The 10,163-nt window shown below is 68.5% G+C and carries 11 protein-coding genes; 8 read left to right on the top strand and 3 right to left on the bottom strand.

What is annotated here, in order from left to right; genetic code table 11:
• From V7053_RS13735 to V7053_RS13725, 3 genes are all read right to left on the bottom strand, one after another.
• On the bottom strand, nt 1–501 hold a 501-nt coding region (locus V7053_RS13735), incomplete at its 3' end, for an amidohydrolase family protein (protein WP_334172837.1).
• A complete protein-coding gene (locus V7053_RS13730; RefSeq protein ID WP_334172836.1) occupies nt 498–692 on the bottom strand; it encodes a hypothetical protein in 195 nt (64 codons plus the stop codon). The genes V7053_RS13730 and V7053_RS13735, both read right to left, overlap by 4 nt.
• 43 nt (nt 693–735) lie before the next feature.
• On the bottom strand, nt 736–1,383 hold the full coding sequence (locus tag V7053_RS13725) for a GntR family transcriptional regulator (RefSeq protein ID WP_334172835.1): 648 nt from the start codon (nt 1,381–1,383) through the stop codon (nt 736–738).
• A 334-nt stretch (nt 1,384–1,717) separates the two neighbouring features.
• Here V7053_RS13725 and V7053_RS13720 point away from each other — a divergent pair, with 334 nt between their 5' ends.
• The 8 genes from V7053_RS13720 (at nt 1,718) to V7053_RS13685 (ending at nt 10,000) form a co-directional block, all read left to right on the top strand.
• Nucleotides 1,718–3,241 (top strand): nucleobase:cation symporter-2 family protein, encoded by a 1,524-nt coding sequence (locus V7053_RS13720; protein WP_334172834.1) that lies wholly within the window; start codon nt 1,718–1,720, stop codon nt 3,239–3,241.
• Nucleotides 3,242–3,250: 9 nt separating this feature from the next.
• Nucleotides 3,251–4,561: an MFS transporter gene (locus V7053_RS13715; protein WP_334172833.1), complete on the top strand. Its 1,311-nt coding sequence runs from the start codon at nt 3,251–3,253 to the stop codon at nt 4,559–4,561.
• Between the two features lie 18 nt (nt 4,562–4,579).
• Nucleotides 4,580–5,494 (top strand): fumarylacetoacetate hydrolase family protein, encoded by a 915-nt coding sequence (locus V7053_RS13710; RefSeq protein ID WP_334172832.1) that lies wholly within the window; start codon nt 4,580–4,582, stop codon nt 5,492–5,494.
• A gap of 31 nt (nt 5,495–5,525) precedes the next feature.
• Nucleotides 5,526–6,626 carry a ring-opening amidohydrolase gene (locus V7053_RS13705; protein ID WP_334172831.1) on the top strand — a complete coding sequence of 367 codons (1,101 nt, stop codon included), beginning with the start codon at nt 5,526–5,528 and terminating at the stop codon, nt 6,624–6,626.
• A 280-nt stretch (nt 6,627–6,906) separates the two neighbouring features.
• Nucleotides 6,907–7,338 (top strand): GNAT family N-acetyltransferase, encoded by a 432-nt coding sequence (locus V7053_RS13700; protein WP_334172830.1) that lies wholly within the window; start codon nt 6,907–6,909, stop codon nt 7,336–7,338.
• Nucleotides 7,339–8,298: 960 nt separating this feature from the next.
• Nucleotides 8,299–8,625 (top strand): ArsR/SmtB family transcription factor, encoded by a 327-nt coding sequence (locus V7053_RS13695; protein WP_334172829.1) that lies wholly within the window; start codon nt 8,299–8,301, stop codon nt 8,623–8,625.
• Nucleotides 8,626–8,649: 24 nt separating this feature from the next.
• On the top strand, nt 8,650–9,630 hold the full coding sequence (locus V7053_RS13690) for a TIGR03086 family metal-binding protein (protein WP_334172828.1): 981 nt from the start codon (nt 8,650–8,652) through the stop codon (nt 9,628–9,630).
• Nucleotides 9,623–10,000: an SRPBCC family protein gene (locus V7053_RS13685; RefSeq protein WP_334172827.1), complete on the top strand. Its 378-nt coding sequence runs from the start codon at nt 9,623–9,625 to the stop codon at nt 9,998–10,000. The genes V7053_RS13690 and V7053_RS13685 overlap by 8 nt, the downstream gene beginning before the upstream one ends.
• Nucleotides 10,001–10,163 lie beyond the last annotated feature (163 nt).

The raw sequence follows: 10,163 nt of genomic DNA, 5'->3' as shown, positions 1-10,163 counted from the left end.
TTCTCCATCGACGGCAACTCGGGCGAGGACCTGCGCAAGGCCCTCTTCCGCACCGCCGTCGACAACAAGTGGCCGCTCCTCGAGCTGGCCCGGGACCGTGTCGTCCCAGGCGATGACCGAGCCGTGGAGGGCGACGTCGCAGCGCGCCTCCCCTGCGAGGGCGAGCTTGTTCTTCGCTGCCTCGAGCGGCGACTCCGCTGCGTCGCGGGGAATGCCGAAGTCGATGATCGTCGTGGTGCCGCCCCACAGGGCGGCCTTGGAGGTCACGGCGTAGTCGTCGAGCGTGCGGTAGCGGCCGGTGACCTGGGCGACGTGGCAGTGGGCGTCCACTCCCCCGGGGATCACCGCGCGGCCGGCGGCGTCGATCACGCGCGTGGCGGGCGGCACCGGTTCGGCGGCGTCGACGACGGCGCTCACCCTGCCCCCCTCGACCACGACGTGCGCAGCCCTGGCGCCGAAGGAGTTGACCACGAGCCCGTGGGCGATGACGAGGTCGTTCATTCGAGGGCACCCCTCTTTCGGGAGGCGGGCACCGTCACTGCACCGGCGGCCGCAGGCGGGGCGGGACGAGGGGCGCGCCGAAGGCCCACCGTCGCGGTGTGCAGGGCGGGGGCACGGGAAGGGGCGCCCCCGGCGGCCAGGGGCCCCGCCACGTCCTCGCTGGTGTTCGGGTTGACGACGGGAGTTTTCATGGGTGCTTCCTCGAAGGAGTTCTGGGCGGGCTGGCCCGCGGGCTCAGACGGTGTCCGGGTACTGCTCTCTGTACTTGCCGATGTGGTGCGCCGACTGCCTGGCGGCCAGCTCCGGGTCGCCGCTGGCGATGGCGGCGAGGAGTTCACGGTGCTCCCGGACCAGCTCGGGCAGGTCCGTCACGTGCCGGAACAGCCAGTGCATGCGGCCCTGGAGGGGCTCCAGCGCCGTGCGGAGGAAGCCGTTGTCCGCGATCCGGGTCACCTCGTCGTGGAACTCGCTGTTGGCCCGGTGGGCCTCGTTGATGCTCCCCCGGGCGAGGGCATCCGTGGCCCGTGCGAGGAGCGCTTCGAGCCGCGCGATGTCCTCCTGGTCGGCCCGCTGCGCCGCGAGCCTGCACGCAAGCACCTCGAGCGAGAGCCGCACGTCGAACAGGTCCTCGACGTCCCTCTCGCTCAGTGCCGCCACCACCGAGCCCCGGGAGGCGCGCTCGGCTAGGATCCCCTCCTGGACCAGCATCCGGAGCGCCTCGCGCACCGGCAGCCTCGAGACGTTGAACTCGGCCGCGAGATCGCGCTCGATGAGGCGGGTGCCGGGGGCATAGTGGCCCTCGAAGATGCGCGTCCGCAGGGCGTCGCGGATCACCTCGCGGAGGGGTCGCTCGCGCTGCGGTTCTTCGGCTGGCTGTGCCATAGTGGTTCCCCTTGTCGGGCCGGGCGGTGGATTGGCCGTGGATGCAGTCCCCCGGGGGTCCGCTCCCCTTGAGGGGGCCGCGCCCTCGGATCTGGGATCCATTCTTGGGATCCCAAAATCAGACTAGGTGCGACGCCCGCCGTCGTCAAGAAATTTGGGATCCCATTTTCGCCAGACCCCTTGACGGGTGGCAGGGATCACATTTACCGTGATTTTGGGATCCCAATCCGGGATACCGTGAGGCCCACAGACCACAACGCCGCGGTCGCCTGCCTCGAGATCTCAGTGCTCCTGTCCGTCCCCCAGCCTCCATCCCAATGACGAGGAGTTAGCCATGAAGAGTCGTTTCCAGACTCTCCGCACCCACCCCACGAACGGCAAGGACGTCCACCCGGTGGACGAGGTGCTGCCGCTCGGGAAGCTGTTCACCCTAGGTGCCCAGCACATGCTGGCCGCCTATGCCGGCATCATCGCCCCGCCGTTCATCATCGGCACCGCGCTCCACCTCCCGCTCAGCGACCTCATCTTCCTCATCAGCGCGAGCCTGCTTGCCTCGGGCGTGACCACGCTGCTCCAGACACTGGGGATCTGGAAGGTCGGGGTCAGGCTCCCCCTCGTCCAAGGCGTGTCCTTCTCCGGGATCGCCTCGATGATCGCGATCGGACAGGGCAACCCGAACGGCGTCGTGGCCATGCAGGTCATCGTCGGCGCGGTCATCGTTGCGGCGGCGGCCATGTTCTTCCTCGCCCCGGTCTACAGCAAGCTCCTGCGGTTCTTCCCGCCCCTGGTCATGGGCTCAGTGGTGACCGTGATCGGCATCAGCCTCATCCCCATCTCCATCGGCTGGCTGCAGGGAAGCCAGGGCAGCCCCGACTACGGCTCGCCGAAGAACGTCTTCGTCGGGATCCTCACCCTCCTGCTGACCCTGGTCATCGTCAAGTACGTCCCCGGCTTCACCAAGCGGGTCGGGATGCTCGTGGCGATGGTCGCAGGGACCCTCGTCTCGATCCCGCTGGGCATGGCCGACTTCAGCAAGGTCCACACGGCGCAGGTCTTCGCGGTGCCGGAGCTGTTCCACTTCGGGGCGCCCCGCTTCGATGTCGCCGCGATCATCTCGATGCTCATCGTCATGCTCGTGATCATGACCGAGGCCACCGCGGACATGCTCGCCATCGGCCAGATCGTCGAACGCCCCGTCAGCCCCAAGGACGTCGCCAACGGCCTGCGCGCCGACTGCCTCGGCTCAGTCCTCTCCGGCGGGCTCAACGGATTCCAGGCCAGCGCCTACGGCCAGAACATCGGCCTGCTGATCATGAGCCGGGTCAAGAGCCGCTACGCCGTCGCCGCGTGCGGCATCATCCTCATCGTCCTGGCCCTGTTCCCGATCACCGCAGCCGTGGTCGCCGTCGTGCCCCTGCCCGTCCTCGGCGGCGCTGGCGTCGCGATCTTCGGCCTCGTGGCCGTGAACGGCGTGCAGACCCTCAGCAAGGTCAACTTCCACGACGACGAGCAGGGGGCAGTCAACGCGCTCATCGTCGCCGCGACCCTGACCATGGGCCTGCTGCCCATCGCCGCGCCCACCTTCTACTCCCACTTCCCCGCAGGAGTCCAGACCGTGTTCAGCTCGGGCATCGCCTCCGGGGCGATCACGGCCATCACGTTGAACATCCTGCTCAACGAGATCCGCATCGGCCGACGCCGCACCCGCCCAGCCGAGGGCATCCGCCCCGCAGAGCCGTCCGTGGCACCGACGATCCTGGCCCCGAACGCCACACGCGACCCGGCACCCCATGACGGTGCCGGCAGCCTGGCCGCAGCGATGGACGCACCACCCCTCGCCGTCCGCGAAGCGGACTAGCCCCGTCCCATGCACCCGACGTCCAGGCCCAGCAGGGCCCGCGGGGAGCAGGACCACGCCACATCCGGCACCGTCCTGCTCCTCGCGGGCGTCGCGCTCCTCGCCGCCACCCTTCGCCCGTCCATCGCGCTCGTGGGCCCCATCCTGGCCCAGATCCGCTCGGACCTGGGCCTGAGCAGCACCGAGGTGTCCCTCCTGAGCGCCCTTCCCGTGCTGTTCTTCGGACTCTTCGCCCCCGCGGCCCCCGCACTCCAGCGGCGCCTCGGCATCCCACGCTCGGTCCTGGCCGCACTCATCGCACTGCTGGCAGGGAGCCTGCTCCGGCTCGCCCCGGGCTGGGAGGGCCTCGTGGCCGGCACCTGCCTGCTCAGCGCCGGTATCGCGGTGGGGAACGTCCTGCTCCCGGTCCTGGCCAAGGCGTACTTCCCGGCAAGGATCGGGCTCCTGACAGGGGTCTCGACCATGAGCCTCAACCTCGCCGCCGCCTCGGCCGCGGCAACCATCGTCCCGCTGACGGCCATGGCCGGGGGCCAGTGGCGGGAGGGAATGCTGGTCTGGACCGCCCCGGCGGCCGCGGCCATCCTGTGCTGGGCCGCCCTGGCCCTGCGGCGCCCCGGCGCTCTGGACCGGGACGCCCCGGCTGGAGCCGTCGCAGCGGCGCGGCCGCGGACGGGCAGCAGCGTCCTGCGCAGCCGCACGGCCAGGTCCATCATCGCCTTCACTGCTTCGCAGTCGGTGATCTACTACTGCATCCTGTCGTGGCTGCCCTCGATCTACCAGAGTCACGGGGCCTCCGCGGCATCCTCGGGCGTGCTGCTCTCGATCACCACCCTGATCGGTGCTCCGGTCGCCCTCGTGGTGCCCTCGCTCGCAGCCCGCACCCGGGACCAGCGCTGGCTCCTCGCCCCCGTCGTCGGCTGCACCGCGGCGGGACTCGCGGGGCTGCTCCTAGACGCCGCCTCAGCGCCCGCGCTGTGGGCGATCCTGCTCGGGGTCGGCCTGGGCGGAGCCTTCCCGCTCGCGCTGGCGCTCTTCGCGATCAAGACCCCCAGCAGCGACCAGACCGCAAGCCTGTCGATGCTCGCCCAGACGGCCGCGTACCTCCTCGCCGCCGCCGGCCCCTTCACGCTCGGGCTCCTGCACGACCGCACAGGCTCATGGAGCGCCGGGATCGCCCTGCTGATCGCATGCCTCGCCGTCGAGCTGGCCGCGGGGCTCGGCGCAGCAAGGCCGCTGCCCCAACCGCCCGCCCAGGACACACCCGGCACCATCAGGGGCCTGCCCCTGTCCGCAACAGCATCCAAGAAGCCCGAAAGCTAGGAAAGGCAGAAGAACCCCATGAAGCTCGCAACATTCTCCCAAGGCGACGCCGCCCCCCGGCTCGGCGCGGTCGTCGCCGAGAGCCAGCTCCTCGACCTGACCGCCATCGCGCACGGCAACCGCGCGTTCACTTCCCTCCTCGACCTCATCGACAGCGGCGAGACAGGGCTCAAGCAGGCCCGGGTCTGGACCGACCAGGCAAGGGCCGGCGAGGCTCCGACGCTCGCGCACCTCCGGCCGCTCGAAGCAGTCCGGCTCCTCGCACCGATTCCCCGGCCGCGGAAGAACGTCTACTGCGTCGGTCTGAACTACCTCTCCCACGTCGAGCAGAACGCCAAGGCCCTCGGCCAGGCCTTCGAGATCCCCGACGTCCCGCTCTTCTTCGACAAGCCCGTCACCGCCGTCATCGGCCCCGGAGAGCCCATCCTCCTGGACCCCCGGCTCACCAGCAGGCTCGACTACGAGGTCGAACTCACCCTCGTCATCGGCCGCGGGGGCACCTGGATCGATGAGTCTGAGGCCCTCGACCACGTCTTCGGCTACACCCTCGCCAACGACGTCAGCGCCCGCGACCTGCAGTTCCGCACGAGCCAGTTCCTCTATGGCAAAGGCCTCGACTCGTACTGCCCGCTCGGGCCGCTCGTCGTCACCCGGGACGAGATCGAGGACCTCAGCCAGGTCACGATCGAACTCCTCGTCAACGGCGAGGTACGCCAGAGCGAAGCGGCCGGGAACATGATCTTCTCCCCCGCCGAGGTCATCAGCTGGCTCTCCCAGGGCATCACCCTCGAGCCCGGCGACATCATCACCCTCGGAACCCCCGGCGGCTGCGGCTACCAGCTCACCCCCACCGGCTTCCTTCACGACGGCGACATCGTCGAATGCCGAGCCACCGGCATCGGAAGCCTCGTCAACCCCGTCACCCTCGTCTGATCCCCAGACGCCACACCGAAAGGAAACTCCCATGCGCGTAGGCGTGCATCGGCTGTCCATGGCCCACCCCGGCGATATCAGCGCCCTCGAGAAGCTCGTCGCGGACGGGGCGATCGATCCCACCCGCATCGTGGCCACTATCGGCAAGACAGAAGGCAACGGCGGAGCCAACGACTTCACCCGAGCCCTGGCCACGACAAGCTTCGCAGGCTACCTCGCGACCGTGCGGGATCAGACCCCCCAGCAGGTCGCCGAGCAGGTCGCCTTCGTCTGGTCCGGCGGCTGCGAGGGCATCCTCTCCCCGCACGTGACCGTGTTCACCCGCGACGACACCTCCGGCGCCTCGCCGGACGGGACCAAGCGGCTCGCCATCTCCGTCCAGCGCACCCGCGACTTCTTCCCCGAAGAAGTGGGCCGGATGCCCGAGGTCAACGCCGTCGCCGACGCCGTCCGGCACGCACTCGGTGACCTCGAATGCTCCGCGGAGGACGTCCACTACGTCCAGGTGAAAGGCCCGCTGCTGACCCCGGCCAGCATCGCCGACGCCCATGCACGTGGCGTCGACGTCGTCACCACTGATCCCAACCGCTCCAAGGCCTACGCGCGCGGCGCGACCGCGCTCGGCGTCGCCATCGCACTCGGCGAGGTCCAGCCCGAATCGGTCACAGACGACGTCATCGCCACCGACATGACGCTCTTCTCGAACGTCGCCTCGACGTCGGCAGGCGGCGAGCTCACGAGCTGCGAAGTCGTCGTGTTCGCCAACTCGGGCCGCGCCTCAAGCGAGTTCAGGATCGGCCACGGCACGCTGCGCGATCCGATCGACCTCGATGGCGTCCGCACCGCGCTCAGGAACGCCGGACTCGAGTTCGCATGCGACCCCGACGTGGCCGCGCGCGAGAGGATCGCAGCAGTCTTTGCCAAGGCCGAGGCCCCAGTGGGCGGGGTCCTGCGCGGAGCGCGCACCACGATGCTCTCCGACGCCGACATCAACTACGAGCGCCACGGGCGCGCCGCCGTCGGCGCACTCATCGCCAGCCAGACCGGCGACCCCCGGATCTTCGTCTCCGGCGGAACCGAGCATCAGACCCCTCCGGGACAAGCGCCCATCGCCGCCATCGTGAGAGTCTGAACCCCCAGCGGAAGGCCCCGCATCCATCGTGTGGAGGCGGGGCCTTCCGCTCATCCTGAGGGCCCGAATCCCGCCCCGTCCCCGCGGGGAACACCGCTGGCTGCCTCCGCCCCGAAGGGAGGCATGGTTCTGACCGCGGCAACTGGTTTGGAACACACCCTTGCGAGACCCTCAACCGCAGATGTGGGATTGTTGGCCTGTGCTTGCTGCCCTGTCCCTGCCCGCTCCGCTGGAGACGCGCCCCGGAGTAGTGACCCTTCGCCGAGCTTCGACGGAAGACGTGGACGCGCTGGCAGAGTTGCTGGCGGACGATCCGTTCAGCGCTTCCAGAGGTGACGTCGCCGCCGCCTCCGACCGACAGGTATACCTCCACGCGCTCCAGGAGATCCTCCGGGAACCGTCGAACGAGCTCCTTATCGGCGTCGACACCACGGGCGTCCCCGTCGCGATGATGCAGCTCACTCGGATCCCAGGGATGGGCCGCCGCGGTACGACGCGCCTGCTGATCGAGGCTGTGCACGTGCGCACCGACCGGCGTTCCTCCGGGATCGGCGGAGCCATGATGCGATGGGCAACCGGCCAAGCTGCCGCTTCGCTTGGCGTGGGCCTTGTCGAACTCACATCCGACGCCGCGCGAGCGGACGCCCACCGATTCTACGAGCGCCTCGGTTTTGCGCCGTCCCACGTCGGATTCAAGTACCGAACGCGTTAGCTCCAGTGCCCCCGGTAGGGCCTCTGCGATCGGTCAGAATCGAACGCACAGGGCCGCGGGTCGTCTTGGATCCGATGCGTTTCGAGGCATGGAGGTTTCGAGGCGCCAACTCGAATCGGGAGAAAGGGAACCGGCCATGCAAGGGGACCCTTTGCCGGGCTGCATGGGATCGTTAGCGCGCTGCGGTGCGGTTTTACCCATAGGCGGTTGAGAGGGCGATCACGGCCGCTGCGGCCCACCCCAGGGCCGAGCCTTGAAGCGACCTAGGTGGATAGTGGTCGCCATGAGCAGCACAACGGCCACTCCTATGGCGGTGCCCAATTGTGCTCCGGTGTTCAACACACGGGAGGCGCGATCCCAAGATCACGAGGACACCAAAGGCGATCAGCGCCTGGCCTGCCTGTAACGGGGTCGCACCGAGCTTGTTCTCCAAGAGCAGGGTTGCGAGCACCATGGTAGAACTCGTCGTCCCGGTATTGACGAAGGGCACCCCCGTTCCGATCCGCAAATTGCGCTATGAGAAAGCATCGATCGGGACCAGCGGTACATGGGCTCGGCGCTCGCGAAGAACAAACAGTCCGCCGAGGGTGCCGCCGACCAGGACCAATACGATGCCCAGAACTCTCGTCGGTGTTGATGGACGGGAAGGCGGCCGCGGCTCCCTGAAGCGGAGGCGCTGCCACAAGCTTGCCAATACCAGTTGCCAACGCGAAGTCACACCGTTGAGGCACATGGATGCGCCCAGGGCAGAGAGCCGCCACCGCAGCGGCTCGCGGACCGAGGCGGTCGATGTGCCGCGGCCAAGTTCTGCCACGCAGGAGCTTGCCCCGGGGTATGTCTCAGAATCAGGCGCGTCGCGCCGTCGTCCTCCCAAGAACGTGGGACGACCACGCAAGAGGCGGCGAGATCGACTCCCCTCGACCCTTGATTAATGCGTTAGTAAGCGCTAACGTATTTTCCGTGCCCGATCTGTTGGAGGTTGCCGCGGAGCCGACGCGCCGCAGCATCCTCCGGCTCCTGGCGGCGGGAGAGTCCTCGGTGACGCCACTCGCCGAACACTTCACCGTGACCCGCTCGGCCATCTCGCAGCACCTGCTGCTCCTCGCGGAGGTGGGCCTTGTGGAGGCCCGCAAGGAGGGGAGGAACCGCTTCTACCGTCTCGTCCCAGAAGGCATGGCCCGCCTCCGCAAGGAGGTCGCCGTGTTCTGGACTCAAGAACTCGATCTCCTCGTGGCCGACGCCAAGGAACTCGCCCGGAGCCAACCTCCGCACGAAGCCCGTCCCTGACCACACCCTCGAAGGATTGCCGCCATGTCCTACACCAAGTCAGTCTTCCTACCAGTTACGCCAGATGAGGCCTTCGATCTCGTCACGCAGCCCGAGCGCCTGCGTCGCTGGATGACTATCGCCGCCCGCATCGACCTGCGCGCGGCCGGCGATTTCCGCTGGACCGTGGTCCCTGGCGCTCACGCCAAAGGGACCGTGATCGAAGTCGAGCCGGGCCGTCGTGTCACGTTCGCCTGGGGGTGGGAGGGCAATGAGGAGGTTCCTCCCGGCTCCTCGGAGGTCACGATCACGCTCGAACCTGCCGAGGGCGGCACCAGCCTCACTCTCGTCCACGCCGGCCTGGACGCCGAGCAGGAAGCCATGCATGCCGAAGGATGGAACCATTACCTTGGCCGGCTTGTTGCCTTGGCCGAGGGGGCCGATGCCGGACTCGATGTCTGGGGCATGCCCGAGGGTTTCGATCAGGTCAAGGGGGCCGAAGCGTCATGGGCCGTCCTCTCGCGGGTCCTCACGGCGGTCGATTCCGGCTCACTCAGCCTGCCGACGCCGTGCGAGGACTTCGATGTCGCGGCCCTCACCGAGCACCTACGGGGCAGCATCGCCAGCATCGGCGCCGCGCTCGGGGCTTCCATTCCCGAGGACGACGACGATGCCCCCACGGAAGCGCGCCTCGCCGCCGTCATCGAGCCGACGCTTGAGGCGTTCGCCCGTCGCGGACTCGCGGGCGACGTCGACATGGGATTCGCGATCCTCCCGGCTGCCCTCGTGGCCAACATCCTCAACCTCGAACTGCTCGTGCACGCATGGGACTTCTCAACCGCCATCGGACTCCCATTGGACGTTTCAGCGGAGATCTCCGACTACGTGCTCGGTCTCGCCCAGTCAACGATCACGGACCAGATCCGTGCCAACGGCTCCTTCGCACCGGAGAAGCTCGTCGACGAGTCGGCTCACGCCCTCGATCGCCTCGTCGCGTTCACGGGGCGGGTGCCCGCTCGTGGTTGACGTCCTGGTCTCGACCACTGTCCACTGCCCCCGCCCAGAGGTCGCGGCATACGCTGCTGATCCTGAGAACGCACCGGAATGGTATGTGAACATCCGCTCTGCGGCGTGGCGCACGCCAGCTCGCCTCGCGGTGGGGAGTGAGGTCGATTTCACGGCCCGCTTCCTCGGCCGCGATCTCGCGTACACCTACAGAATCGAAGAATTCGTGCCCGGATCGCGGATCGTCATGTCGACGGCGCAGGGCCCCTTTCCGATGCGGACCACGTACACCTGGGACGACGACGGCGAGGGCGGCACAGTGATGACCCTCCGGAATGAGGGGAGCCGAGCGGTTTCGCGACGCTCACGGTCCCGTTCATGGAGGCTATGATGCGCCGAGCAACCAGGAAGGACCTTGCGCGTCTGAAGGACCTCCTCGAGAGGAGGTAGGGCCTACGCCGCGTGCGGTGCCCGGAATCGCGGCCAGCCTCCTCGAACGTGCCGGGTATGACTGCGTGCATGTCGACGACCAATTCGATAACGCTGCCGCCGCA

It is taken from the genome of Sinomonas sp. (assembly GCF_036848755.1).
Classification (GTDB): Bacteria; Actinomycetota; Actinomycetes; order Actinomycetales; family Micrococcaceae; genus Sinomonas.
Note: the sequence above shows the minus strand (reverse complement) of the source record. Positions and strands in the feature narration are given on the sequence as shown.